General features: G+C 51.0%; 29 protein-coding genes. 11 read left to right on the top strand and 18 right to left on the bottom strand.

Annotated elements, in window-relative coordinates; translation table 11 throughout:
* Window positions 1-3 precede the first annotated feature (3 nt).
* The 4 genes from rplT to thrS all read right to left on the bottom strand — a co-directional run bounded on the left by rplT (window position 4) and on the right by thrS (window position 3,157).
* Window positions 4-363, bottom strand: a complete 360-nt coding sequence (rplT, locus tag QWI17_RS14165) for a 50S ribosomal protein L20 (protein WP_302723174.1) — start codon at window positions 361-363, stop codon at window positions 4-6.
* Window positions 364-397: 34 nt separating this feature from the next.
* Window positions 398-595 (bottom strand): 50S ribosomal protein L35, encoded by a 198-nt coding sequence (gene rpmI, locus QWI17_RS14160; RefSeq protein ID WP_302723173.1) that lies wholly within the window; start codon window positions 593-595, stop codon window positions 398-400.
* A gap of 61 nt (window positions 596-656) precedes the next feature.
* Window positions 657-1,196, bottom strand: coding sequence for a translation initiation factor IF-3 (gene infC / locus QWI17_RS14155; RefSeq protein WP_302723298.1), 540 nt, complete (start codon window positions 1,194-1,196; stop codon window positions 657-659).
* 20 nt (window positions 1,197-1,216) lie between these two features.
* The gene (gene thrS, locus QWI17_RS14150) at window positions 1,217-3,157 is read right to left on the bottom strand and encodes a threonine--tRNA ligase (protein ID WP_302723172.1); all 1,941 of its coding nucleotides are present in this window, start codon (window positions 3,155-3,157) and stop codon (window positions 1,217-1,219) included.
* Between the two features lie 166 nt (window positions 3,158-3,323).
* Here thrS and QWI17_RS14145 point away from each other — a divergent pair, with 166 nt between their 5' ends.
* The 5 genes from QWI17_RS14145 (at window position 3,324) to xthA (ending at window position 8,036) form a co-directional block, all read left to right on the top strand.
* A complete protein-coding gene (locus QWI17_RS14145; RefSeq protein WP_302723171.1) occupies window positions 3,324-3,944 on the top strand; it encodes an HvfX family Cu-binding RiPP maturation protein in 621 nt (206 codons plus the stop codon).
* Between the two features lie 10 nt (window positions 3,945-3,954).
* Window positions 3,955-4,665, top strand: coding sequence for an RNA polymerase sigma factor (locus QWI17_RS14140; RefSeq protein WP_302723170.1), 711 nt, complete (start codon window positions 3,955-3,957; stop codon window positions 4,663-4,665).
* Entirely contained in the window at window positions 4,659-4,886 is a 228-nt protein-coding gene (locus QWI17_RS14135) for a zf-HC2 domain-containing protein (RefSeq protein ID WP_302723169.1), read from the top strand. Before QWI17_RS14140 ends, QWI17_RS14135 begins: the two co-directional genes overlap by 7 nt.
* A gap of 133 nt (window positions 4,887-5,019) precedes the next feature.
* Window positions 5,020-7,167: a carboxy terminal-processing peptidase gene (locus QWI17_RS14130; RefSeq protein ID WP_302723168.1), complete on the top strand. Its 2,148-nt coding sequence runs from the start codon at window positions 5,020-5,022 to the stop codon at window positions 7,165-7,167.
* A 53-nt stretch (window positions 7,168-7,220) separates the two neighbouring features.
* Window positions 7,221-8,036: an exodeoxyribonuclease III gene (gene xthA, locus QWI17_RS14125; RefSeq protein ID WP_302723167.1), complete on the top strand. Its 816-nt coding sequence runs from the start codon at window positions 7,221-7,223 to the stop codon at window positions 8,034-8,036.
* Between the two features lie 8 nt (window positions 8,037-8,044).
* Here xthA and QWI17_RS14120 read toward each other — a convergent pair whose 3' ends face one another.
* Together QWI17_RS14120 and QWI17_RS14115 are read right to left on the bottom strand one after the other, a co-directional pair.
* Complete coding sequence (locus tag QWI17_RS14120; RefSeq protein WP_302723166.1) at window positions 8,045-10,282, bottom strand: response regulator; 2,238 nt, start codon at window positions 10,280-10,282, stop codon at window positions 8,045-8,047.
* 27 nt (window positions 10,283-10,309) lie between these two features.
* Window positions 10,310-10,510 carry a DUF2788 domain-containing protein gene (locus QWI17_RS14115; RefSeq protein ID WP_302723165.1) on the bottom strand — a complete coding sequence of 67 codons (201 nt, stop codon included), beginning with the start codon at window positions 10,508-10,510 and terminating at the stop codon, window positions 10,310-10,312.
* 177 nt (window positions 10,511-10,687) lie between these two features.
* Between QWI17_RS14115 and QWI17_RS14110 the strand changes: the two genes are divergently transcribed.
* Complete coding sequence (locus tag QWI17_RS14110) at window positions 10,688-10,996, top strand: hypothetical protein (protein WP_302723164.1); 309 nt, start codon at window positions 10,688-10,690, stop codon at window positions 10,994-10,996.
* Between the two features lie 25 nt (window positions 10,997-11,021).
* On the opposite strand, the gene QWI17_RS14105 is transcribed toward QWI17_RS14110, so the two are convergent.
* Genes QWI17_RS14105 through moaC form a run of 3 tightly spaced genes read right to left on the bottom strand, consistent with a single transcriptional unit; the run spans window position 11,022 to window position 12,211 of the window.
* Window positions 11,022-11,477 carry a molybdenum cofactor biosynthesis protein MoaE gene (locus QWI17_RS14105; RefSeq protein WP_302723163.1) on the bottom strand — a complete coding sequence of 152 codons (456 nt, stop codon included), beginning with the start codon at window positions 11,475-11,477 and terminating at the stop codon, window positions 11,022-11,024.
* Complete coding sequence (locus QWI17_RS14100; protein ID WP_302723162.1) at window positions 11,478-11,726, bottom strand: MoaD/ThiS family protein; 249 nt, start codon at window positions 11,724-11,726, stop codon at window positions 11,478-11,480.
* A complete protein-coding gene (gene moaC / locus QWI17_RS14095) occupies window positions 11,726-12,211 on the bottom strand; it encodes a cyclic pyranopterin monophosphate synthase MoaC (RefSeq protein ID WP_302723161.1) in 486 nt (161 codons plus the stop codon). Before moaC ends, QWI17_RS14100 begins: the two co-directional genes overlap by 1 nt.
* A 104-nt stretch (window positions 12,212-12,315) precedes the next feature.
* Here moaC and QWI17_RS14090 point away from each other — a divergent pair, with 104 nt between their 5' ends.
* A complete protein-coding gene (locus QWI17_RS14090) occupies window positions 12,316-12,990 on the top strand; it encodes a glutathione S-transferase N-terminal domain-containing protein (protein WP_302723160.1) in 675 nt (224 codons plus the stop codon).
* 48 nt (window positions 12,991-13,038) lie between these two features.
* Here the strand turns inward: QWI17_RS14090 and QWI17_RS14085 are convergent, their stop codons facing one another.
* Window positions 13,039-13,821: a DUF481 domain-containing protein gene (locus QWI17_RS14085; RefSeq protein ID WP_302723159.1), complete on the bottom strand. Its 783-nt coding sequence runs from the start codon at window positions 13,819-13,821 to the stop codon at window positions 13,039-13,041.
* 182 nt (window positions 13,822-14,003) lie between these two features.
* Between QWI17_RS14085 and dusA the strand changes: the two genes are divergently transcribed.
* The 3 genes from dusA (at window position 14,004) to QWI17_RS14070 (ending at window position 16,654) form a co-directional block, all read left to right on the top strand.
* Window positions 14,004-14,996, top strand: a complete 993-nt coding sequence (gene dusA, locus QWI17_RS14080; RefSeq protein WP_302723158.1) for a tRNA dihydrouridine(20/20a) synthase DusA — start codon at window positions 14,004-14,006, stop codon at window positions 14,994-14,996.
* Between the two features lie 250 nt (window positions 14,997-15,246).
* Window positions 15,247-16,206: a transaldolase gene (gene tal / locus QWI17_RS14075; RefSeq protein ID WP_302723157.1), complete on the top strand. Its 960-nt coding sequence runs from the start codon at window positions 15,247-15,249 to the stop codon at window positions 16,204-16,206.
* A complete protein-coding gene (locus tag QWI17_RS14070; RefSeq protein ID WP_302723156.1) occupies window positions 16,199-16,654 on the top strand; it encodes a tellurite resistance TerB family protein in 456 nt (151 codons plus the stop codon). Before tal ends, QWI17_RS14070 begins: the two co-directional genes overlap by 8 nt.
* Window positions 16,655-16,695: 41 nt before the next feature.
* Here QWI17_RS14070 and QWI17_RS14065 read toward each other — a convergent pair whose 3' ends face one another.
* On the bottom strand, window positions 16,696-17,190 hold the full coding sequence (locus tag QWI17_RS14065; protein ID WP_302723155.1) for an STAS domain-containing protein: 495 nt from the start codon (window positions 17,188-17,190) through the stop codon (window positions 16,696-16,698).
* 1 nt (window position 17,191) lies between these two features.
* Complete coding sequence (locus QWI17_RS14060; protein WP_302723154.1) at window positions 17,192-18,367, bottom strand: SpoIIE family protein phosphatase; 1,176 nt, start codon at window positions 18,365-18,367, stop codon at window positions 17,192-17,194.
* 466 nt (window positions 18,368-18,833) lie between these two features.
* On the opposite strand from QWI17_RS14060, the gene QWI17_RS14055 reads away from it, so the two are divergent.
* Window positions 18,834-19,139 (top strand): PilZ domain-containing protein, encoded by a 306-nt coding sequence (locus QWI17_RS14055; RefSeq protein WP_302723153.1) that lies wholly within the window; start codon window positions 18,834-18,836, stop codon window positions 19,137-19,139.
* A 54-nt stretch (window positions 19,140-19,193) separates the two neighbouring features.
* Here the strand turns inward: QWI17_RS14055 and QWI17_RS14050 are convergent, their stop codons facing one another.
* The 6 genes from QWI17_RS14050 to QWI17_RS14025 all read right to left on the bottom strand — a co-directional run bounded on the left by QWI17_RS14050 (window position 19,194) and on the right by QWI17_RS14025 (window position 23,638).
* The gene (locus tag QWI17_RS14050; protein WP_302723152.1) at window positions 19,194-19,907 is read right to left on the bottom strand and encodes an MlaA family lipoprotein; all 714 of its coding nucleotides are present in this window, start codon (window positions 19,905-19,907) and stop codon (window positions 19,194-19,196) included.
* Between the two features lie 165 nt (window positions 19,908-20,072).
* Entirely contained in the window at window positions 20,073-20,507 is a 435-nt protein-coding gene (locus QWI17_RS14045) for a hypothetical protein (RefSeq protein ID WP_302723151.1), read from the bottom strand.
* The gene (locus QWI17_RS14040) at window positions 20,507-21,415 is read right to left on the bottom strand and encodes a porin (RefSeq protein ID WP_302723150.1); all 909 of its coding nucleotides are present in this window, start codon (window positions 21,413-21,415) and stop codon (window positions 20,507-20,509) included. The genes QWI17_RS14045 and QWI17_RS14040 overlap by 1 nt, the downstream gene beginning before the upstream one ends.
* Before the next feature lie 249 nt (window positions 21,416-21,664).
* The gene (locus QWI17_RS14035) at window positions 21,665-22,417 is read right to left on the bottom strand and encodes an HvfC family RiPP maturation protein (RefSeq protein WP_302723149.1); all 753 of its coding nucleotides are present in this window, start codon (window positions 22,415-22,417) and stop codon (window positions 21,665-21,667) included.
* The gene (locus QWI17_RS14030; protein WP_302723148.1) at window positions 22,410-23,276 is read right to left on the bottom strand and encodes an HvfB family MNIO-type RiPP peptide maturase; all 867 of its coding nucleotides are present in this window, start codon (window positions 23,274-23,276) and stop codon (window positions 22,410-22,412) included. Before QWI17_RS14030 ends, QWI17_RS14035 begins: the two co-directional genes overlap by 8 nt.
* Window positions 23,276-23,638 (bottom strand): HvfA family oxazolone/thioamide-modified RiPP metallophore, encoded by a 363-nt coding sequence (locus tag QWI17_RS14025; protein ID WP_302723147.1) that lies wholly within the window; start codon window positions 23,636-23,638, stop codon window positions 23,276-23,278. Before QWI17_RS14025 ends, QWI17_RS14030 begins: the two co-directional genes overlap by 1 nt.
* Window positions 23,639-23,666: the final 28 nt, after the last annotated feature.

Here is a 23,666-nt window from a genome sequence, read left to right as displayed (position 1 = left end):
CGATTAAGCAGCCAGAGCTGTTTTTGCCTCGGCAACAACGGCAGCAAAGGCCGCTTTGTCGTGAACGGCCAGATCGGCCAGTACGCGACGGTCAAGTACGATGTTAGCTTTCTTCAAACCAGCGATAAGCTGGCTGTAAGTCATGCCTTCAGCACGAGACTGAGCGTTAATACGGGTAATCCACAAAGCGCGGAAGTTGCGCTTGTTGACACGACGGTCGCGGTACGCGTATTGGCCAGCTTTGATAACAGCTTGCTTAGCAACACGAAATACGCGCGAACGAGCGCCGTAATAACCTTTTGCAGCTTTTAAAACTTTCTTGTGACGACGACGCGCCTCTACACCACGTTTTACACGAGCCATAGTTAATCTCCTCTTAAATTCTCAAATGAACCAATTAATTAGCGCGAAGCATGCGATCTACTAACGGCTTATCAGCAGCGTTCAGCTGCTCAGTGCCGCGCAGCTGACGCTTACGCTTAGTGGTCATCTTGGTGAGGATGTGGCTCTTGTTAGCGTGCTTGTGCTTATAACCAGAGGCCGTCTTTTTAAAGCGCTTGGCGGCGCCTGAATGTACTTTAGCTTTTGATGCCATGAGAAAAACTCCGCATTTGCAATGATTAATATATAAGTAACCTAGGCAGCTAAAAGCCCGACTACTTTCTCTTTTTCGGGGCCATGACCATAATCAGTTGGCGACCTTCCATTTTAGGCCGTTGCTCCACTGTTGCCAGTTCCTCGAGATCGATCTCGATGCGTTGCATCATTTCCATCCCAAGCTCCTGGTGAGCCATTTCACGACCGCGGTAGCGCAATGATACCTTGGCCTTGTCCCCGTTTTCGAGGAAACGTATCAGGTTGCGTAGCTTGACCTGATAATCTCCATCTTCCGTCCCTGGGCGAAACTTCATTTCTTTCACTTGCTGCTGCTTTTGTTTCTTCTTAGCAGCGGCTTTGGTTTTCTTAATCTCGAACAGATGTTTGCCGTAGTCCATAACTTTACAAACTATCGGCGTACTATCGGGCGCTATTTCAACCAGGTCCAAATCGGCTTCCTGGGCGACTCGCAAGGCCTCGGGCAATGGGACGACACCCACTTGTTCCCCATCGGCTCCAATCAAGCGTACTTCTGTGGCTTCGATTTGATCGTTAATACGGGCTTTCTTGGACTTGCCTTTAGCGTTATCTCTTTTGATAGTGTCTATCTCCTGTTCGATTAATCTTCCGAGCCAGACGACGAAACCCGACTACGGTTAGCAACATCCGCTGCCAACAGGTCGGTAAACGCGTCCAAACTCATTACTCCCAGATCTTTACCGTCGCGTGTGCGTACGGCCACCTGGCCAGATTCCACTTCTTTATCCCCCGCGACAAGGAGATAGGGAACCCGCTGAATAGTGTGCTCGCGGATTTTAAAGCCGATCTTCTCGTTTCTCAAGTCTGATATGGCCCTAAATCCCTTATCAGCCAAGGTTTTTTCGACTTTTTGCACATATTCGGCCTGATTGTCGGTAATATTGGCTACCACAACCTGCTCAGGTGCCAACCAAGTTGGGAAAGCACCCTCGTAATTTTCGATCAAAATACCGATAAAACGTTCAAATGACCCCAGAATTGCCCGGTGCAACATCACCGGCACCTGACGCGAGCCATCTTCCGCGACATATTGTGCATCAAGACGCCCCGGCATCGAAAAATCGACCTGGATAGTACCGCACTGCCAGATTCGCCCCAAGCAGTCCTTCAAAGAGAATTCAATCTTCGGCCCGTAAAAAGCGCCTTCACCGGGTAGCAATTTGTAGTCTAAACCTTTGGCGTCGAGCGCATCGGCCAGAGCTTTTTCAGCCTTATCCCACACGTCATCATCCCCCACACGCTGCTCAGGGCGTGTCGACAGACGAATAATGACCTCATTAAACCCAAAATCCGCGTATACCTGGTACAACAAGTCGGTAAAGGCCGACACTTCATCCTGAATGGCGTCCTCGCTGCAAAAAATATGCGCATCGTCCTGCGTGAAGCCGCGCACCCGCATGATGCCGTGCAGTGAACCTGACGCTTCGTTGCGATGACAGGAGCCAAACTCCGCCAGACGCAGGGGCAAGTCGCGGTAGCTGCGCAGCCCTTGGTTAAAGACCTGCACGTGGCAGGGGCAGTTCATGGGCTTGACCGCAAACTCACGATCTTCAGATTTAAGCATAAACATATCGTCGCCAAATTTATCGGCGTGGCCAGACTTCTTCCACAAGCTTAAATCAACCACCTGAGGGGTTTTGATTTCCTGATAACCGTTATCGCGTTGCACACGGCGCATATACTGCTCAATCTCGGTATAGACGGACCAACCTTTGGGGTGCCAAAACACCATGCCCGGCGCCTCTTCCTGCATATGGAAAAGGTTGTATTTTTTGGCCAGCTTACGGTGATCTCGTTTTTCGGCCTCCTCCAGGCGATGCAAGTAGGCCTTCAACGCCTTTTTATCGTTCCAGGCCGTACCGTAAATGCGCTGCAACTGCGTGTTGTTGGCGTCGCCGCGCCAGTAAGCACCGGAGACGCGCATCAGCTTGAAGTAGCGCATAACACGTGTATTGGGCACGTGCGGACCACGACACATATCAACATACTCTTCGTGGTGATAGAGCCCTACCGCTTGCTCGCCCGCCGCGATCAATCCATCCACCAGCTCGACTTTATAGTCCTCACCGCGACCGGCAAACACATCACGCGCCTTGTCGATCGGCGTCATTTCCTTCACAACGTCGTAATCTTTCTTAACCAGCTCCTTGATACGCTGCTCGATAGCATCCAAATCTTCCGGGGTCAGCGGGCGCTCGTATTCGATGTCGTAGTAGAAACCATCGTCAATCACCGGACCAATGGCCATTTTCGCCTCTGGGTAAAGCTGTTTGATGGCGTGGCCAATCAAATGCGCAAACGAGTGACGAATGACCTCAATGCCATCTTCATCCCGGCCGGTAATCAAGGTAATCTCGGCGTCCTCCTCAATCAGCTCACAGGCGTCGACCAGGTCGCCGTTAATAGTACCGCACACGGTGGCCTTAGCCAGACCCGGGCCTATGTCTTCGGCCACTTGCATCAGAGTTACCGGCTGATCGAATTCGCGTTTGGAACCGTCGGGGAGAGTAATTACAGGCATGTTCATTCCTTACTGGTCAGTGGTGACCCCTACCAAAGGCCACTTGTGAATTTTAAAAGCCGGCCAGTATAGTAAAAGCGACGGCCAACTGCTACCGCCGGTTTGTAACGAATACGAAAAACACTCGTCTACAGTGCATACAACTTCTGTTTTGAGGATAATGTTAATGATCGATACTGCAGCAAGGTGGCACCTGTCCTTAGTCAACAGCATCAGCAAAGTCGACTCTCTCGCCGGACTCGCACTCAGGCTTTATCTGGCTCCCATTTTCTGGATGGCTGGCACCAGCAAGCTCGCCCACTTTAATGACACCGTCGCCTGGTTTGGCAACCCAGACTGGGGGCTTGGACTGCCGCTCCCCTGGCTGATGGCATTTCTCGCCACTGCGACTGAGCTGGTGGGCGCGGTGCTGTTGGCGCTCGGACTTTTTACCCGCCTCATCGCTGTACCGCTTATTGTCACCATGGTCGTGGCCATAGTGACCGTACACTGGGATTACGGCTGGCAAGCCATTGCTGACGTCAACGCCCCGTTTGCCACCGACAGGGTTACCGAGGCGGCCGCTAAACTTGAACGCGCTAATAGTATTTTACGTGAGCACGGCCACTACGAGTGGCTCACCTCGAGCGGCAAGTTTGTGGTACTCAACAACGGTATCGAATTCGCCGCCACGTATTTAATAATGCTGCTGGCACTGCTCGCATGGGGCCCGGGGCGCTACTTCAGCCTCGACTATTATCTGGCCATGGCTGTGCGCAAACACGCGAGCAAAGCGCTGCGAGAATAATCTGGCAAAAATGCTATATTACGCACTCAATGCTTTCGCCTCGCCCGGCTTAGCCACCGTCAGCGGATGGGCAGCGACTAAAAAAGGCTTTAATTTGAGCGCCTCAACACTTTTGAATGCAGATGAACACGCATTACTAGATGCCGCTATTGCCGGCAGTGATGAGGCCTACACAATCATGGTGGAGCGCTACCATTCGCTTATGGTCGCTGTCGCAGCCGCAATTGTCGGGCCTTCATTGGCCGAAGATGTCGCGCAAGACGCCTGGTTCTCAGCACATCGGGCACTCACAAAGTTCGAGCGCAGAGCGAGCCTCAAAACCTGGCTGTTGCGCATCGTGAGCAATGAAGCCATCACTCGCGCTAAACGCGAGTCCCGGCATATTGCACTCGATTGCTCACCGAGCGATTCGAGTTACCTCGACGATGAACGATTTTCTGGCAATGGCCACTGGGCACGAAAGCCGTCCCAGTGGCACCTGGACACTCCCGACGCGCTAATGGAAGAGGTGGATCTGCACCGCTGCATCAATAAAACCCTATTGTTACTGCCACCTCAACAAAGGGCAGCGTTTCGTTTGCGCGATATTGAACAAGCCACATTTGAGGACATCAGTCAGTGGCTGGGCGTTTCAGCGGCCAATGCCCGCGTTCTTGTCCACCGCGCCCGACTCACCCTGCTGGATGTCATTGATCACTATCAGGAGACGGGCCAATGCTGAAATGCAAAGACGTCTCTCAACGTGCCAGCGAGTACCTGGACGGCGCAGACCGCCCGCTTAAATGGCAAATGCGCCTTCATTTGGCCATGTGCAGCAACTGCAGACGGTTTGTGCGCCACCTTGCACTAACCCGTGACCTGGCCTCGAAAGTCGGGGACGTTGAATCCTGCTCGCAATCCCAGAGTCGTAAAATTGTGCAAAAATTGCGTAACAAATCGTGAAGAGGGCCTATTTACTGGGCTCTGTGAACAAATAATGCTATGTTGCTGTCTACAATGAACGAAAGAGCCACAGCCCTATTGTCACGCACTTGTGGGCTAAAGAAGTAGTTCCACCTGGAGTCCCATCAAGTATATGCAAGACAAAATGCCCCTACGCCGTGTATTCCATAAAGGCGCCATCAGTGCCATTTTCTTAGCCGCCAGCCTGCTGAGCAGCGGATATTCTTGGGCTCTAACTCCCGAAAAGCTAGAGATCACCGCCGAGCAAGAGAAAACGACCGCCGAAATCGTTCGCTCCCTGCACGAATACCACTATCGGGATCAAACGCTTAATGACGAATTATCCGAGCGCTTTTTGCAAAACTACTTAAAAAATCTCGACCCCGGAAAAAGCTACTTGCTAAAGTCTGACGTCGATCGTTTTATGAAACATAAATCTAAGTTCGATGACGACTTCAAAGAGGGTGAACTAACCACTGCGGTTGAGATTTACAGCACGTTCTTGCAACGTTTTATTGCACGCTCTGAAACGACTATCGCGCTATTAGAAGACGAACAATATCAGTTCGATTTTGAAGCGGAAGAATCACTGCTGGTGGACAGGGACCAGGCGAACTGGCCTGCTGACGCCGCTGCGGCTGACGAGCTTTGGCGCAAGCGGATAAAGGCCGATATGCTGAATTTAAAGTTGGCGGGCAAAGAGATTACCGAGGCGCGCGAGGTACTTGTAAAACGTTACTCCAACCAGATGCGACGCATCAGCCAGCAAACCGGTGAGGATGCGTTCAACTCAGTCATTAACGCCTTTACCATGCTGTATGACCCTCATACCAACTACTTCTCACCGCGCACACTGGAGAACTTCAATATTAATATGTCTCTGTCTCTCGAAGGCATAGGCGCGATGCTGCAAAGTGAAGACGAGTATACCAAGGTCGTCCGCTTGATTCCTGCAGGCCCTGCCGATAAGCAAGGGCAGCTCAAGCCTGCAGACCGAATTGTCGCCGTAGGGCAAGACGCCGCGGGTGAAATGGTAGACGTTATCGGCTGGCGTTTAGATGAGGTCGTCGATCTTATTCGCGGCAAAAAAGACAGTATCGTTCGGCTGGAAATACTGCCCGCCAAGGCCGCAGCCGGCAGCAGCACCCACACCATTAAAATAAAACGCGACAAGGTAAAGCTAGAAGAGCAAGCGGCGCAAAGTGAGGTTTTCGAGCTCAGTGATGAGAGCGGAAAGAGCTATAAAGTAGGCGTAATCGATATTCCGACCTTTTACATGGACTTTGAGGCTTACCGCAAGCGCGACCCTAATTATCGCAGCACAACACGCGACGTATTTAAACTGCTGAGCGATTTGGCGGCAAAGGATGTTGACGGGGTTGTTATCGACCTACGCAATAACGGCGGTGGCTCCTTACACGAAGCCACTTCCCTGACCGATCTATTTATTGATCAGGGCCCGGTTGTGCAGATCCGCCAAACCAACCAACTGATTTCCCGCAACTACCGCTCGCATTCCAAAGCGATGTATCGCGGGCCGATAGTTGTATTAATTAACCGTTTGAGTGCATCGGCCTCGGAAATTTTTGCCGGCGCCATTCAAGACTATGGCCGCGGCATCATCGTGGGCAGTCAGTCATTTGGCAAGGGCTCAGTACAGTCTTTACAACCGCTGAAGTATGGGCAGCTCAAAGTGACGGAATCTAAATTTTACCGGGTATCCGGTGACAGCACCCAACACCGTGGTGTACTACCGGATATCGAACTGCCTACCTTGATAGACCCGGAGCTGGTCGGCGAAAGCAGTTACGAATACGCCCTGCCCTGGGACAGCATTCACGCGGTCAAACACGACCGTTACTTCGATATAAATTCTGCGCTACCGCAAATCATCCAAGACCACGGCAAGCGCACCAAAACCGATCCCGACTTTGTCTTTTTAACCGAAGAGTTAAAAGTCGTGGACAAAATGGCCAACCGGGACCGCATATCACTGCGAGAAAAAACGCGCCTCGCAGAAAAAGTAGAGTTTGAAGAACAGTTGCTCGCGCTGGAAAATACCCGACGCAAAGCGAAGGGACTTGAGCTCTATAAAACCTACGAAGACATTAGCGGCCCCGCAACTGATGACGAAGTCGACCCAGAACAACAAGCACTGGATGCGGGCCCCGATAAAATTGACCCGGAAAAAGACCCCTTCTTAAAGGAGGCGGGATATATCTTGCTCGACTTTATTAAGGCCAGTGGCAGCCAAGATTCACCTAAAGTCGCCAACTTCTAACTTCCTTCAACGACGGCGGCCGTTATTTGGTCGCCCTTTTGTTTACAGCCCCCATGAAAGCAATCTCATTTAATATCAACAGTATTCGTTCACGCTTACACCAACTGCAAGCTATTATTGACTCACATCAACCTGACTTTATCGGCTTGCAAGAGACTAAGGTTGCAGACGAACAATTTCCGCTCGCCGAAGTGGAGGCCATGGGGTATCACATCGCATTCCACGGCCAAAAGGCCCACTATGGCGTCGCACTCATGTCACGCCACCCCTTTGCCACTACAACCAAAGGGTTTGTGGATGACACCGAAGATTCACAGCGCCGATTTGTAGGCGGTAGTTTTGATGTACCCAAGTTGGGACTGGTGCACGTTTACAACGGATACTTCCCGCAAGGGGAAAGCCGAGAACACCCACTCAAATTCCCCGCCAAGCAGAAATATTACGCAGATTTACAGCAGCTACTGGAAACCCGGCATTCGCCGGAAGATTCTATTCTTCTAATGGGCGATATGAATGTATCGCATCAAGATATCGATATTGGTATTGGTGAAGACAATCGCAAGCGCTGGCTGCGCACCGGCAAGTGCAGCTTTTTACCTGAAGAGCGCGAATGGCTGGATCGTTTAGTAAGCTGGGGCCTGATTGACACTTACCGCCAACACTTCCCCACCAGCGAGGAACTGTACAGCTGGTTCGATTATCGCTCGCGCGGTTTTGAGCGCGACCCCAAGCGTGGCTTGCGTATCGATCTGATTTTAGCATCAGCAGCACTGGCAAAACGCTGCGCCGATGCGGGTATTGACTACGATATTCGCGCGATGGAAAAACCCTCGGACCACTGCCCAATTTGGGCAACCTTCACCGAGTAGCAGAAAGCTTACACGCTGGCTGAGTCTATATTGAGCCAGCGCTGTACTCGCCCCTCAAGAGCTTCATAACGAAGTGGTTTGTTAATCTGATCATCAAACCCGGCTGAAAATAATTCACTGATTTGCTCTTCGCTCAGGTCCGGAATCATGGCAATCACCGGAATACGACGTCGGCTGTTGTTGGTCTTTTCCTGCTCCCGAATCTTAATAACGGCCGATAAGCCAGAATCCTCAGGCAACTCGCTATCAAGCAGCACCATGTCAAAACGCTCTTTCTCCAGAATGGCGACAGCCTCGGGGCCACTGTTCACCAGCTGCACATAGCAGCCGAGTTTCTTCAACATGCCCGACGCAACCATTTGGTTGACCCGGTGATCCTCTACCACTAACACCCGCTTAATGCCCGGCTCATCGGCGACAGGAACAATAGGCGCGACAGGTTCCGGAGAGTCTGATTCTGGCTCTTCCTGCAAGACCAGACGCTGGCTCAATGCTTCATAGAGCTGCTTATAAATGATCGGTTTTTCTAAACAACTAACCTGCCTGTGTGCCTGCAGATGCTCCTGCACTTCATCAGTGTCTCGCTGCAAAACACTCATTGCAATGATTTGCTTGAGTGCAGCGGTAGACTCATCTTTAGCGAGCTCACGAGAAAGCGCCAACGCATTGAAGCTGTTGAGCCGGTTGTAAATAATCACACAATCTATTGGCTCACCGTCACTGCGGCACGTCTGAACTTTTGCAACGGCTTGCTCATAACCGTAAACGGTTTGCCCTTCGACACCCCAGTTGCTGAGTTCATCCAGCAGGTCCATGGCAACGCGGTCGGGCAAATCCACCAACAGTAAGCGCTTGCCCCGCAAACGCTGATCGGCGCCCAGGGTTTTGCCCTGATGGCTGATGGCCTCAAGGTTTACGTTAATCAAAATTCGGTTGCCACCCGAAGGCGTTTTCAGCAAGTGGACGCTGCCGTCCATGCACTCGGCCAACCCTTTACTGATAGCGAGACCAATGCCAACCCGACCGGTTTGCTCGGCCTCCTGCAGGCGCGACTCATCCACCTCAGCCTTGGCCTCGTCAGTGCGATGATAGTGACTGTCGCTAATAACAATCTGCAATTCGCCTTTATTTTCATCGGCGCTATCGAAGGTCACCTCCACAAATACATTGCCAGTGACCGAAAACTTTAATGCGTGGCTCAGCAAGCTACCGGTAATTTGCCTAAGTCTGGCGGCATCGCCCTTGACCCGGGCAGGCAGCTCGGCGTCCAATAAATAGTTCAGCTCGACGCCTTGCTGGTGAGCCTCGAGCGAGAAATCCCGCACCAGCTTCGACACAAGTCGACGCAAATCGAACACAGACTCATCCAGCTCTAATGACTTGGTTGTGATTTTGGAAAAATCCACCACATTATTCACCAAATCTAACTGCCGCTCGCCAGCTTTGGTCGCCATGCTGAGCAAATCACGCTGACGATCAGAAAGATCTGCATTATCGACCAAAGACAAGGTGCCAAGAATATCATTGAGGGACACGCGAAACTCATGCCCCAAATTAACTAAGAACTCATTTTTTAAATCAATGGCTGCCCGGGAACTCTTCTGTTCATTTTCAAGTCCGCGAGCGCGCTCATCTAATATGAAATTTACCTCTAGCCGCTCCCAATACCCACTGCCGGTAACCTTGGCCTGATGCACCAGCATGACATAAAACATCACCATGATAGATGCGTACAAAGCTCCCTCAACTGTCGCTAGCATTAGCGCCGTAACAGCGGCCGGAATCATACCGATAAACAGGTAAATTTTCAGAAAACGAATATAGGGAGAGAATACGTTGGCGACCGATGAGTAAAACACTACGGTATAAAGCCACATAATTAGGGCCTCATCACGCATACCGAGAACCCATGTCAAACTAACCAGAATGACACTCCACCAAATTGCCCCTAAAAAGGACGCGAGAAAATACTGCGTACGCCAGCGTCTGGGAGCTCGGGAATATAGGATTTCAAACCGAAATAGGTAGTAACTTCGAAGCAGCGTTACCAAAAGCAGGCCCGTCACCAAGACAACAGCCAAATTGGTCTCGCGCGCAAAAAAACCACCAAACACCAAGCTTAGTGCGAAAACAAGGAAATTAAGAATCAGACCGCGACGACTGTACTTCGCCACGCGGGCGTCGGTGTCGTGAATAACCTGACGATCTTTTTGCACTTTACAGCTTGGTGTAAATAATTCGAACATAGACCTTACCTTGCTGGTACAGCGTTACTATTTATCAATGATTTCTACCAGTACTGTCTTTATTACAAAGCCTAAAAGACCCAGCCCAAGTGCGAGAAACAATATAAAGGTACCAAATTTTCCCGCCTTGGACTCTTTGGCAAGATCCCAAACAATAAACATCATAAACCCTATGAGGCCACCTATACCTATGTATAGAGACCAGGTTTCAAACTGTTCAAAATTCATTTTGTCACTTTACGGAAAATCAGATTCAGCGGGCGTCGCAGGCGGTGATAAATTAGTCAGCACCCGGACTATACGACTATTGTAACTAAGTTAACACCCACTCGCACCCTTGCACTTGCCGCCGCATGCCAATCACTCATACACTAACGATCCCGAAAAATAGAAATAGGTAACCACATGACAGGCCGTGCCAAAGCAATGCTCGTTCTGGCTGTTGTAGGGCTAATTGCCTGCAGCCCTAAAGAGCAAGATAGTGAATTAGCCATTTCGGCCAAGCAAACGCTCGAAAGCGCCACAGAAACAGCCAAAATCGCGGCCGAGCAGGCCCGAGCTAAGGCTGAGGATCTGAAAACAAAAGCCGGGGCAATGGCGGACGCTGCGCTCAGCGCAGGGCGTGAAGGGGTTGAAAGCGCGAAAGAGTTGACTGATGAAGCGGCCAAAGCGAGCGAGGAAGCCCTCGATCGCGCCGAGAAAGCGCTTGAGTAAATAGCTGTGGCCAACGGGCTGCCCCTCAGTCCCAACGACTGGCGGCCGCGTCATCCGATGTCTTAGCCTCAACCCATTTACTGCTGCCATCCAGTCGATGCTCTTTTTTCCAGAAGGTGGCTGTGGTTTTCAACTTATCCATTAAAAACTCAGCGGCAGAAAAAGCCTGTTGGCGATGCGCAGAGCTCACCAGCACCAATACAATATCCTCGCCAACGGCAATTTTACCCACTCGGTGAATTAGCCGAACCTCAGTAATTTGCCAGCGGGCGCGGGCCTCAAGCACCAACCGCTCAAGAACCTGCTCGGTCATACCCGGATAGTGTTCGAGCTCAAGTGCGGTGACGGGATTGCTAGCACCGTCGGCGCGAACACGCCCGGTAAACATCACTATCGCACCATTAGCACCGCCATCATCAACTACAGCTTGGTACTCCTGGGCAGCGCAAAACGCCTTATGCTGCACCCTAACCTTGTTCATTTAGCCACCTGTAACTGGCGGAAAGAGTGCCAGCTCGTCGCCATCGTTAAGCGGATGACTTAGCGGCACCATTGTTTGATTCGCGGCGGCCAAACATTGAGTTTCGGCAAAAACTTCCCGCCACTGCGGCCCCCGACTCTCAAGCTCGACAATAGCGTCACTGACGCACATACCCGGTGAACATGCCAGCTCCAAAGCATCGCAGCCCAGGCGCTCGCGCAAACTGGCAAAAAACAGAACGCGAATCATCAGGTTTTCTCACTAGCACGCGTGTAGTGACCGCGGCGTCCACCAGATTTCTCCAGAACACACACATCCGTCACCACCATGGCCATATCCATAGCCTTACACATATCGACAATGGTAAGGGCAGCAACACTTGCGGCGGTCAGAGCTTCCATTTCGACACCGGTCTGCCCTACCAGCTTGCAGTAGCTTTCTACATAAATACGCTGCTGCTCTGATTGCAGCTCAAAGTTTACATCGACCTTGCTCAAAGCCAGAGGGTGACAAAGCGGAATCAGGTCGCTGCACTTTTTGGCCGCCTGAATGCCGGCAATACGCGCCGTTGCAAGCACATCACCTTTTTTCATACGGTTATCCGTCACCGCCAGCAAAGTATCAGCGCTCATATTGACATAAGCTTGCGCGCGAGCCTCACGCTGAGTGGACGATTTGTCGGAAACATCCACCATACTGGCCTTGCCTGTGGAGTCGCAGTGTGTCAATGCCATAGAAATTCTCTAAAATTATTGCAATTACTCTACTATTATCTAAAAGGTATCACCCCAAACGCGCTGAGCCATTCACGGCCTCAGCGTCGCTTCAGGAGGCGCATATGCACCTGCATCAGGTAATGCAACGCTGGCCCGCGCAGCACCCGAGCCTAATTCAACTCTACTCCAAAAACACCCCAAACGGTATCAAGGTGGCCTTGGCTTTAGAGGAGATGCACCTGAGCTATGAAGCGCACGCAATTGATTTACAAGCCGGAGACCAACACAGCGACGCATTTCATATTATCAACCCCAACGGCCGGATACCCGCCCTGATTGACCCCGACGGCCCCGATGGACACATTATTAGCCTAATGGAGTCAGGGGCAATACTGCGCTATTTGGCGGATAAAACCGGTGAATTTATTCCTTTCGATCGCGCGGGGAAAAGTGCATGTGACCAGTGGCTATTCTTTCAAAGCGCTCATATTGCGCCGTGCTGCCACCTCTACAGCAGGTGCCAACACCTCGACCCAGCCAGTGACATGCTGACCGACTTACTCGCAGAAATTAAACGCGGGTTATCGGTACTCGATCAACACTTGTCTCGTCACACTTATATGCTGGGGGAAAGTTACAGCATTGCCGATATGGCCATAGCCCCCTGGGTGGCACATTTGGCCACTGGGCAAGAATATGCCCCCTGCAAAACACAAGACTTCAGCGCCCTGGAGCGCTGGCGACGCACTGTCAGCCAACGCCCGGCGTTCTCTCGCGCCAGCCGGGTGTGCCCGTAATACCGCGTGCGCCTTCAATATTAGGCGCGACAGTCAGCCCCCGCGCAGTTAAAAACTGTACACTAAATTAATATAGGTAGTGGTATCTGTCTTTTCTTTATCATCGGCAACTTCGGTATCATGGCTCACAGTGTAGCCCGCCTTCATCTGTAAACTGCCGTTTATCTTCGTACTGATCGCCGTGTCGCTTTGATACCGTGTATTCTCGTCGCCAAATTCACCTGACAGCTCTTGAGTAAAAGTGGCGTTTTCCGAGATAACCCATTTGAGGTCTCCCGCCACCCGCACCATAAAACCATCTTCCTTAACGATGATATTATTATCTTCATCGACGACTTTATCGCCCCAATAGTGGCCAGGGCCTACCTCTGCATCGAGTGTTACACTATCGGTATGAATGAGCCGGTTACCATAACCAATGGCAGCGGTTGAGTACTTGCGATAGGAACCAAACTCATCGTGAGTATGAGACAAATAACCAAACAGGTTACCGTGCTCACCCATTAGCAAATAGGCGCTTTTGGCCGAGACAAAATACTTTTCTGCCGTTTTTTCCCGCTCATCGGTTGCACTGTCATCATCGTCAGGAACATCTTCTTTGTACAGAGCACTGGCAATAAAATTATTGCGCCAATGCTCTAAATTTTGCGTCACATCAATCTTTCCATTTAATGACATTGTCTCGGTATTACCCGTCGTATTGAGTGCGCCCAACTCGGCAGACACTTCCCACTCGGGAGGCGCTTCGGCCTCTTCCGCGATGACAAATACTGAACTGCCCATCAGCGCTGCCACAGCAACACCAGCCACACCAGCCACACAACCCTTCATAACAACTCCTTGAGAGATAATTCTTTAAATAACGACATTATACATGGGCTAAACCCCGATATAAGGCCCTATGCTGCCACGAATCGTAAAGTTCGGGAAAATGAAAATCACCAAGTTTTGTCGAACGAACGCCAAAAGGGGTAAAATGCCCCCTTCGATAACCCACGAGATCCGCCTTCCCCGTGCCAAGCAACACAACGCCCACAATTAACCGACGTTTCACCTGCGCCCCGATGATGGACTGGAGTGACCGACACTGTCGTTATTTTTGGCGCCTCTTAAGCAAACACGCGGTTCTCTACACCGAAATGGTCACAACCGGAGCGCTGATTTACGGTGACCGGGAGCGGTTTTTGCGGTTTAACGCCGAGGAGGCGCCGGTAGCATTGCAACTGGGCGGCTCAGACCCCGAGGCACTGGCGCAATGCGCAGCCTATGCCGAACAATGGGGCTACAGTGAGGTTAACTTAAATTGCGGCTGCCCCTCTGACCGGGTACAAAGTGGGCGCATCGGCGCCTGCCTTATGGCCGAGCCCGAGCTCGTGCGTGAATGCATGAGCGCGATGATGGAGCGAGTGGGCATCCCCGTTAGCATTAAGCACCGTATCGGTATTGACGATATGGAAGATTACGCGGGGCTACTCAATTTCGTGGACACCGTCGCCCGCAGCGGCTGTACCACCTTTATTGTGCACGCGCGCAAAGCCTGGCTGCAAGGGCTTAGCCCCAAGGAGAATCGCGATATTCCGCCGCTGGATTACGAGCTCGTCGCCCGTCTAAAACAAGAGCGGCCAAACCTGGAGATCATTGTTAACGGCGGCATTAAGACTTTAAACCAATGTCAGGAGCTACTGACCGGCCTCGATGGCGTAATGCTGGGCCGCGAAATCTATGCCAACCCCTACTTAATGGCTGACGTGGATAAAATTATTTACGGTGCTACGACGCCGCCACCGAGCCGATTAGAGGTAATGCGCGAGTTTGTGAATTACTGCGAGGAAGAGCTGTCCAAGGGAGTGAAGCTTAGCAGTATGACGCGACACACGCTGGGGCTGTATCAAGGTCTCCCCGGAGCCCGACGCTTTCGCCGCGTCATTAGTGAGAATGCACACAAGTCAGGTGCCGGAGTCGATGTGATCTGGCAGGCACTGCAAGAGGTAGAAAGCGGAGTCTAAACCGACGGCAACGCTTTGCCCCACTGCCTTTAGCGTTTACAATAGCGGGCCTGAGGTTTACCGCCCAGTGGCCACTAACGTCCACCGGGTAGAAAGGAGAGAGACCGCTTATTTCACCGGTCGCTCACGCACCCTGTACTGGCCCACAGCCTTACCTGTGGGCGTATATCAAAAAGCTCCGACCAGAGAGCAGCCGGGGTGCCGCTAGCGTCAAAAATCGCATATTTACTATACGTTTAGGAGCCAAATTGTGAGTACCAAACTCGAACAGCTGAAGCAGATGACAGACGTGGTTGCCGATACCGGCGACATTGAGGCCATCAAGCTCTACAAGCCCCAAGATGCCACCACCAACCCTTCTTTGCTGCTGAAAGCCGCACAAATTCCAGCTTACAAGCCTCTGCTTGATAAGTGTATTGCCGCAGCCCAACAAGAAGGCGGCAGCAACGACCAACAGATTAAGTCAGCCTGCGACCACCTGGCGGTGGCCATTGGCTGTGAAATCCTGAAACTGGTGCCTGGCCGCATATCTACCGAGGTGGATGCCCGCCTGAGCTTTGACACCAACGCCAGCATCGACAAAGCACATCATTTGATTGATTTGTATCAGCAAAATGGCATCGAAAAATCACGCGTCCTGATCAAGCTTGCGTCCACCTGGGAAGGTATTCGCGCCGCAGAAACGCTTGAAAAAGAAGGCATCAACTGTAATCTGACACTGCTGTTTGGCTTCAATCAAGCCGCGGCCTGTGCAGACGCCGGCGTTTTTCTGATTTCACCTTTCGTAGGCCGTATTCTGGACTGGTACAAAAAATCCACCGGCGAAGACTACACCGCTGAAACGGATCCAGGCGTACTGTCTGTGCGTCGCATCTACAACTACTACAAGCAGCACAACTACGAGACAGTGGTAATGGGTGCTAGCTTCCGTAACACCGGTGAAATCGAAGCTCTGGCTGGCTGTGACCGCCTGACCATTAGCCCACAGCTGCTGAAAGAACTGGATGAAGACACCGGTTCCCTGGAGCGTGTACTTTCTCCAGCCAACACGGGCGAGTCTATCGACAAGTTAATCGATACCGAAAGCTCTTTCCGCTTTGGCATGAACGATGATGCTATGGCCACCGAGAAGCTTGCCGAAGGTATTCGTAACTTCGCCGCAGATCAGGTGAAACTGGAAAACCTGCTAAAAGACGTGGCGAATGCTTAGTAGGGTTGCCCGTTTTCTGGAGAGCCGTCTGAATAAAGATGACGGCTCGACCAGCAGTCTATCGGAAGACGATAAGCAATTGGCCGCCGCTGCGCTCCTAATGGAGGTGGCAGCGGCCGATTCGGTTTTTGAACCGGCCGAACTAGGTGCTTTTAAGCAAGAACTGCAAAATGTTTACAAGCTCAGCGCGCAAGAAGTTGATGAACTTCAGGCACGGGCTGGATCACGTCAGGAAAATGCGACATCACTTTACCAGTTTACGCAGGTAGTAAACGATCAGTGCTCGCGCGAAGAAAAGTTCAATTTGATTAAATCCATGTGGCAAGTAGCCTTGGCCGACGGCGAGCTCGACAAATACGAAGAGCACATTATTCGTCGGGTTGCGGAGCTTATTTACCTATCACACACTGATTTTTTAGTCGCTCGCAATGCGGCACGGGGCGAATAAAACCTAAGGGACCTCTGATTAAGTATCCAGCGGCTCCCGAACTATTGCTCGGCCTCAAGCATGTTAACGAGGTCGGTAAAGATTTTTTCGTTGTCCTTATTTAGGCACATAAGCATTTTATGGGCCTCTATTACCTTAGTTTTGACCTGCGCCTCGTCGACCGCCTGCTCACCCGCACTCGCCAGTGCCTGTGTGACGCCAATAGGCTTTTCCAACTCATTCACAATAATAAAAATATCAGCGAACCCCATGGTATCGAGAATCCGATTGATACTTTCATTGGGGGAGAAGATCAACGGGCGAGCCCCTACTCTCTCTTCACCAAGAATGGATATTTTCGCCATAAGGCCTAAGGTTGTACTGTCGATCGCCTCGGCTTCTGACAGATCAAAAAGCACCTCACAAAAGGCCTTATCGGCAAACATGTTGTCGATAAATTGATCGAATGACATGCATAGAGTAAGGCGAACATCACCCACCATCTTAATTACATAAACGCCATTGTGATCGGCAACCAATATTTGACCAGGTCGCATCTCAAAAACCTCGGGTAATGGTCAATATCGCGATGTCATCCGGTGTTTCGCTTACGTCCTTGATGGCAAGCGCATCGCACACTGTCTCTAGATTCTGAGCCTTTTGCGTCATTAATTCCAGTAAATGCGCTTCTTTTTTCTGTAGCGCCCCATCCGGAAGTATTTCAAGCACGCCATCGGAGAAACATACTAACGAAAACTGCTCAGGTAGCTGCATAGAATGCACCTGCCAGCTTACATCCTTAAAAATACCGACGGGTTTTCCCTGGCCAGACAAGTATTCAGCCTTTCCGTCCTTAACGAGTATGGGCATAGGTAAATGGCCGGCCACTACGTAACGCATATCGTGGGTATGAGTATCTATAACCCCCACGAAAAATGTCAGGTGATGATTGAGACTGATCTCATTGAGCTCATGATTAACGTATTCGAGCATATTATTGGTGCCATGCTCAAACGACTCATGGTCGGCAAATAACCCCTCTTCCCGGACCATACGACTGACCAAATGTTTCAGCCATATTGTTACAAACGCCGACGAGGCTCCGTGGCCCGAAACATCGGCCAGATAAAAAGCTAAATAGCGCTTACTAATATGAGCGTAATCGACAAAGTCGCCACTTAGATACAGCGAGGGGGCAATGTGGTGCGCCACGCTATAACCTTCCGCTGTCGTTTGCGGGTGAGGCAACAAACGCCGCTGGACCTGACGCCCGGCCACTTGATCGCGCTCAAGTACGCGCAAATTTTCCCGTAACCCTTTGTTCGCACTTTCAAGCTTGTCGCGATACTTTTTATTCTGCGCAACCAAGTCTTTGCGCTCCAGAGCCTTTTCGATCGAATGCTCCAATACTTCCATATCCACAATAGGCTTAATAAGGTAATCACTGGCGCCTAAGCGCAGCGCAGTCACCACATCACTCATGACACCGGCGCCAGAAATGACAATAACGGGGGTATCTGTCGAGCTTTCACGCAGATTGCGCAACACGCTAACGCCATCCATCCCGGGCATACGTAAATCGGTAATAACGAGATCTATATCGCCCTTGCCGAAACGGGATAGGCCATGCGGGCCATTTTCAGCCTCGACGACACTGTAACCGCTGTCCTCTAAAAAGGTCGCAATACTTTGCCTAACAGGCTTTTCGTCGTCGATGATCAAAAGCTTTCGCATAGGATAGATAGACTGTTCGTTAGTTGTAGTTTCGGTGGCTCGGGCAAAGGCGCATAACACTACTCCGTTCGCCTTGCCCGCGCAAGCTAAAGCCCGGCGGCCGGATCTGAACATCACCCCGACAGGAGTCGACAAACAAGCTTGCTTGCTTGCACAGCGATACTTCGGCCTTGCTTAATGATCAATATGGTCGCAACTACTACATGTTGTGGCAAGTGCTATCTTTATACCCATAAGTAGGGACTTGACGTAATCTTAGGCTCTTTGGAAATAACCGATTCATGCCCCCCTTTCGACTATGGTTTTGCGTGAGATTCGCTGTTAATCTTGGCAGGTGCACAATGAATGCGCTCTCAGTGTCGGACGCAAGCCCGGTACTTGGTAGAGCCTACAATCACCACTTGGGAGGCCTTGCATTCGCGCACCAATATAATAATTCTCCTGTTGCACCCCAGAGGAAATTAGTATGAGTTTAACCAACAAGATCTTCGACGAAAAACGAGATTTTATAAGGATGAAAATCGAAGCTCCACTCGATGCAACCCTATCGGGTGAGTCGGCTAGTCACGCGGGTGTATGCCGCGAGCTAAGCGGCGGTGGCGTGCAGGTGCTGATGGACGCCGCCTTGCCTGAAGATAGTGAATGGGAGCTCAATGTTGTATCCAACCATGGCCACAGCCCACAATTACGAGCGAGGGTGCAGGTTGTTAGAGTTCTGCCGGAGGGGGATCAATACGCCATTGGCCTACAGATTCTCAGCGTTTTAGATTAGTAGCGGCGGGCGCCTGACAGACGCCCAGCCAGCGTTCGGCGGAATATCTCGACTCTAAAAATCGTCGAAGTCGTCGAGATCACCGCCAAAGTCGTCTTCGACTTCGCCGTCGTTGATTAAAAACTCTCTACGCTGCAAATAAATATCCCTGTAAAGCGTATATTTATCCGAACCTATATTTTGCTCCAAAGAAAGTAGGCCTTCGCGTTGGTCCAGCAAATCGAGGGCTTTCACCTCGTAGCTGGTTCTGGCATGACCTATATACGTCTTGGGGTCTGTCACCCAATCAACCGGCATACCGGCTGCATCACGCAAAGTGCGAGGGCCTAACACGGGCAACACCAGATAGGGCCCGTCGGGCACGCCCCAGCTCGCCAGAGTCTGGCCAAAATCTTCCCCATCGCTGCGCTCCAACCCCATGTGAGAAGCGACATCGAATAAGCCGACGACACCCAGCGTCGAATTAATAACAAAACGACCCGTATCTTTGCCTGCCTCACCGAACTTACCCTGCAAAATGTCATTAAAGGCGTTGGGCACCTCCAACAAGTTAGCAAAGACATTGCTAACTCCCCTGCGCAGCGGCCCGGGTGTCACTTTTTGGTAGCCAACCGCCACCGGGCGAATAACGTAGGTATCGGCCGCGTCGTTAAATGCGAACACGGCTCGATTGAAGCCTTCCCAAGGGTCTTTTGCATCGGAAGCCAGAGCGATGGGCGCAGTAATCATAAGCACCAGCCAAGCCGACAGTAATCGAAGAGATTTCACGGGTTGATCCTTTAGATCCGCAGTAAAAAGCTGAATAGAAAATTGGCCGTCCTGCCAATTGAACGATTATTCACATTCTAGCGAATTCAGTGCGAAAGTGTCCATAGCCGGTAAAGTAAAGCCAGTAAAACGCCCCCTAAGACTACGCGGCACAGTATTCGAACTTTACGGGGATGAATAACACGAAAACTGCAAATACAACGTCAACGACTCACCCTGCTGACTCACAAGTTCCCGCGCTATTAACGCTTGTTGTGGCGCACAGCGTTGCGCCGCTTCCTGCAACAAGGTGAAGCGCTGCTGCACATACTGCAAACCATCGCCAATACCCTTAACAGAAAGGGAAAGTTGAGGTTCAGGGGCTGCCACGGGCTTGACATCCATCGCTGGGCTTTCGGCAGCGTCGCTTTGCGAGCGGCCAACACCCGACAGCCACCCGCTCAAGCCCTGATCACTGTAATCGCATTCACTAATTCGATTAATAGCATCATTAGATTCAATCATATCCACCGCGGGCTCACAGTCATCGTCCCCCTGCGCCCAGGCAGGGGGTACGGCAAGCAGGCCTAAGACAAACAGTAGTGAGGCATTGCGCCACATTAGAACTTAATCTCCATGCCAACGCCCAAGTAATCATCATCGCGGCCAGCGTCATCATCGTTTTGAGTAAAGTAGGCGTAAGCCTTGGTGATCTTGCTGAACTTATAATCACCGCCAATACTGAAACTTTCTCGACCGTTGACCTTGATGTCGCTCTGGCCATATTGGGTCTTGAATATCCACTTATCGGTTATCTTCCACTTTACTGAGCCGAAGTAACCATCGCCATCATCGGCCTCGCGCTCATAGGATTCATAGGCGCCGCCAAGTTGAACCGGGCCAATATTAAAAGCACCTATAATTCGATAAGTATCTGTATTGGAACCACTTTCTTCTACATCGTTATCGAAAGCCAGAGCCAGATACAAATCTTCGGTCTTATAGGCAACAGAACTCGAAACGCCGTCGATACCATCAATTTCCTTGGTGATGTAGGCGACTTTAGCTGTTACCGGCCCAAACGACTTAGGAGTGACATACTGTACGATGTTTTTGGAGCGAATTTCGCCAGCAAAAATGTTCTTAATGTCACCCTCTAAGTCGTTAAACAGGTCAATGCCAGATGCCGATGTCTTGAGTGGCGTATCGAAAACACCGCCAAGCACAGTCCCGTAGTCTGTTTGCAACCCCAGATAGATATTTCGCTGAGTAAGGGTTTGACCATCTTTGTCGCCATCGTCAACACTGGTTTCGTATTCGAGGCGATAAACAACCTCAAATGAGTCGGAAATGCTCTCGCTCCCCATCAAACCAATTCGCGAAGAGTTACTTTGCAATTCAATTTCACGGTTACCCGCCTCATCCGCATGCTGCAAGGAAACATTCGCTTTACCGTATAGCGTTACCGCAGACACTGGCTGCGCCATAACCGCAGCCAACACACTAAGACCTAACAATTGACGTTTCATAATGGTTTTCTCCGCCCACACCAAATGACGTTTTTATGTATATTTGGTGAATTTTAAATGACAATTACATGACAGCGCGCGTATCTTGCGAGGTAATTGTTTCATTTATGTTACAGACACTTAATTTTAGCCGTATTTCACGATAACGCAGTCAGTTCGCGTTTTTGTGTAAGCTTCACTGTAAATATAGAAGTAAAATCAAGGTGTTGCCGTAAACCTTTAGGGCAGCCCCGGCGCCTATTGAATCTGCTACAAATCTGGCAGGAAAGGCCAAAGAATATCGCGCTGGCATAGCTGATTAAGAAGACTCTCGCCATAGCACAGTAATTGCGCGGTATCGGGGTGTTGCATCTCCGCGGCGAGTTGACGCAACGCCGTGTGCCCCGACGACTGACCATCTTGTATAATTTTAATCAGCCGTATGGTGATAGCATTGCTCAGCATAAATTCCACGGTATCGGCGCGGTTTCGATAGACAAGCAGAAAGGTCGGAACGTCCGGGGCAGACTCAGGCTGGTAATCAGGGCCTAAAGTGTGCACCGGATAGCGATAGCTCAGGCACCACAACAACGGTGACACCTGCACAGGCGCCTCCATCAACGAGAGCGTCGGATCCCTATCGGGTAGGTCTCCCTGTGCGACATCAAGGGCCAACTCAACCCACTCGTAATGGGCTAACTCCAAGATAAAATCAGGGTAGTGCTCGCCAGAGACAAATTCATTCTGAAGGAAGCTTAAAAACTCCTGGCTGATTTCAAGGAAATAAGGGCTGATACTGCGATGTTTATGTACGAATTCACGCACTAAACTGTGCCAGCGCTCGTCATCCAGGATTTCTCGCAATACCGGAAACCCTCCGGCTATAAAGCCCTCGATATTGTTGTAGACCAAATCGCGGTATATACCTAAGCGTCGGTCTTCAATGCCCGCGGGCGCCACACTCCCACTGGGGTTGCGCAGATGATTGCTAAATTCGTGTTGTATCGCTTGAAAATCAGCCACGCATAGCTTCCTCGCGCTGAGGGCTGGGGGCATTGCAGTAGGGAGCCTGACTACGACGTACCCTTGCCACTTCCTGCATTAGCTCATCCCTGGGGGGGATATTGAAATCGCGCTCAAGCAGTGTAGCCACCGGACCGGCAAGTTGGTAAAAAGCATCCAGTAACTGCCACGCTGAATCCTCAACTGGGGCGCCATGGGTATCAACACGCAAATCTTCTGCCTCGTGATAGTGGCCGGCAATATGAGAATAGGCTACGCGTTCAAGCGGTAGGGAACGCAAAAACTCGTTTGCATCATAGCGATGGTTAACACTGTTAACGATGATGTTGTTTATATCGAGCAGCAAACTACAGTCTGCTTTTTCCAAAACCAGCTTAATAAAGTCGCTTTCGGACATTTCCGCGCCAGGGGCGCAATAATAAGAAGCGTTTTCTATTGCTATGCGTTCACCGAGAATATCTTGCGCGCGCATAATACGCTCAGCCACATAGTGTGCGGCTTGTTCCGTAAAGGGTATGGGCAGTAAATCATAGAGCTGACCATCGTCACTGCAATAGCTCAAGTGTTCCGAGTAACCGCGAATATCATGGTCACCCATAAACTGCTTTACGGAGCGAAGCAAGTCTTCATTGAGTGGGTCACGCGAACCAATAGACAACGATAAGCCATGGCAAACGAAGGGAAAGCGCTCAGTGTAAGCGCGAAACTGCTTGCCGAGCCGACCGCCAACACCAATCCAATTTTCCGGTGCCACTTCCATAAAAGCGATGTCCGCGGGTGTCGTCTCCGCCAAGGTGCCGAGCAAGCTCCGGCGCAGGCCCAGACCCGCACCGGATATATCGAAGTGATGTGCTGTCATTAGTGACCGCAGCTGCCTTCTTTATCGGCTTTTTTATCGCCGCACTTACCTTCGCCGCACTTGCCTTCTTTCTCGGCTTTTTTCTCGCCGCACTTACCTTCGCCACATTTGCCTTCTTTCTCGGCTTTTTTCTCGCCGCATTTGCCTTCGCCGCATTTGCCTTCTTTCTCGGCTTTTTTCTCGCCACACTTACCTTCGCCACACTTGCCTTCAGCGTCATGGCCGGCCAATTTATAACCCGCTTCCAGACTTTCAGCAGCAAAAGGATTTTCAGCAGCAGAAGCTACTGGCGCCATCGCAGCACTGGCAAGAAATGCAGCGCCAACAGCCGCCGCGAGAGGGGATTTAAAGCTTTTATTCATCTGACCATCTCCATTCATTTATTTGATG

Source organism: Gilvimarinus gilvus (assembly GCF_030518155.1).
GTDB lineage: Bacteria > Pseudomonadota > Gammaproteobacteria > Pseudomonadales > Cellvibrionaceae > Gilvimarinus > Gilvimarinus gilvus.
The sequence above is the reverse complement of the archived record's forward strand: the minus strand, read 5'-3'. Positions and strand labels throughout refer to the sequence as shown.

Excerpts from the sequence above, each read along its gene's own strand:
- rplT (WP_302723174.1), bottom strand. The coding sequence starts at position 363 with ATGGCTCGTGTAAAACGTGGTGTAGAGGCGCGTCGTCGTCACAAGAAA.
- rpmI (WP_302723173.1), bottom strand. The coding sequence starts at position 595 with ATGGCATCAAAAGCTAAAGTACATTCAGGCGCCGCCAAGCGCTTTAAA.
- thrS (WP_302723172.1), bottom strand. The coding sequence starts at position 3,157 with ATGCCTGTAATTACTCTCCCCGACGGTTCCAAACGCGAATTCGATCAG.
- QWI17_RS14145 (WP_302723171.1), top strand. The coding sequence starts at position 3,324 with ATGATCGATACTGCAGCAAGGTGGCACCTGTCCTTAGTCAACAGCATC.
- QWI17_RS14140 (WP_302723170.1), top strand. The coding sequence starts at position 3,955 with ATGCTATATTACGCACTCAATGCTTTCGCCTCGCCCGGCTTAGCCACC.
- QWI17_RS14135 (WP_302723169.1), top strand. The coding sequence starts at position 4,659 with ATGCTGAAATGCAAAGACGTCTCTCAACGTGCCAGCGAGTACCTGGAC.
- QWI17_RS14130 (WP_302723168.1), top strand. The coding sequence starts at position 5,020 with ATGCAAGACAAAATGCCCCTACGCCGTGTATTCCATAAAGGCGCCATC.
- xthA (WP_302723167.1), top strand. The coding sequence starts at position 7,221 with ATGAAAGCAATCTCATTTAATATCAACAGTATTCGTTCACGCTTACAC.
- QWI17_RS14120 (WP_302723166.1), bottom strand. The coding sequence starts at position 10,282 with ATGTTCGAATTATTTACACCAAGCTGTAAAGTGCAAAAAGATCGTCAG.
- QWI17_RS14115 (WP_302723165.1), bottom strand. The coding sequence starts at position 10,510 with ATGAATTTTGAACAGTTTGAAACCTGGTCTCTATACATAGGTATAGGT.
- QWI17_RS14110 (WP_302723164.1), top strand. The coding sequence starts at position 10,688 with ATGACAGGCCGTGCCAAAGCAATGCTCGTTCTGGCTGTTGTAGGGCTA.
- QWI17_RS14105 (WP_302723163.1), bottom strand. The coding sequence starts at position 11,477 with ATGAACAAGGTTAGGGTGCAGCATAAGGCGTTTTGCGCTGCCCAGGAG.
- QWI17_RS14100 (WP_302723162.1), bottom strand. The coding sequence starts at position 11,726 with ATGATTCGCGTTCTGTTTTTTGCCAGTTTGCGCGAGCGCCTGGGCTGC.
- moaC (WP_302723161.1), bottom strand. The coding sequence starts at position 12,211 with ATGGCATTGACACACTGCGACTCCACAGGCAAGGCCAGTATGGTGGAT.
- QWI17_RS14090 (WP_302723160.1), top strand. The coding sequence starts at position 12,316 with ATGCACCTGCATCAGGTAATGCAACGCTGGCCCGCGCAGCACCCGAGC.
- QWI17_RS14085 (WP_302723159.1), bottom strand. The coding sequence starts at position 13,821 with ATGAAGGGTTGTGTGGCTGGTGTGGCTGGTGTTGCTGTGGCAGCGCTG.
- QWI17_RS14070 (WP_302723156.1), top strand. The coding sequence starts at position 16,199 with ATGCTTAGTAGGGTTGCCCGTTTTCTGGAGAGCCGTCTGAATAAAGAT.
- QWI17_RS14065 (WP_302723155.1), bottom strand. The coding sequence starts at position 17,190 with ATGCGACCTGGTCAAATATTGGTTGCCGATCACAATGGCGTTTATGTA.
- QWI17_RS14060 (WP_302723154.1), bottom strand. The coding sequence starts at position 18,367 with ATGCGAAAGCTTTTGATCATCGACGACGAAAAGCCTGTTAGGCAAAGT.
- QWI17_RS14055 (WP_302723153.1), top strand. The coding sequence starts at position 18,834 with ATGAGTTTAACCAACAAGATCTTCGACGAAAAACGAGATTTTATAAGG.
- QWI17_RS14045 (WP_302723151.1), bottom strand. The coding sequence starts at position 20,507 with ATGTGGCGCAATGCCTCACTACTGTTTGTCTTAGGCCTGCTTGCCGTA.
- QWI17_RS14040 (WP_302723150.1), bottom strand. The coding sequence starts at position 21,415 with ATGAAACGTCAATTGTTAGGTCTTAGTGTGTTGGCTGCGGTTATGGCG.
- QWI17_RS14030 (WP_302723148.1), bottom strand. The coding sequence starts at position 23,276 with ATGACAGCACATCACTTCGATATATCCGGTGCGGGTCTGGGCCTGCGC.
- QWI17_RS14025 (WP_302723147.1), bottom strand. The coding sequence starts at position 23,638 with ATGAATAAAAGCTTTAAATCCCCTCTCGCGGCGGCTGTTGGCGCTGCA.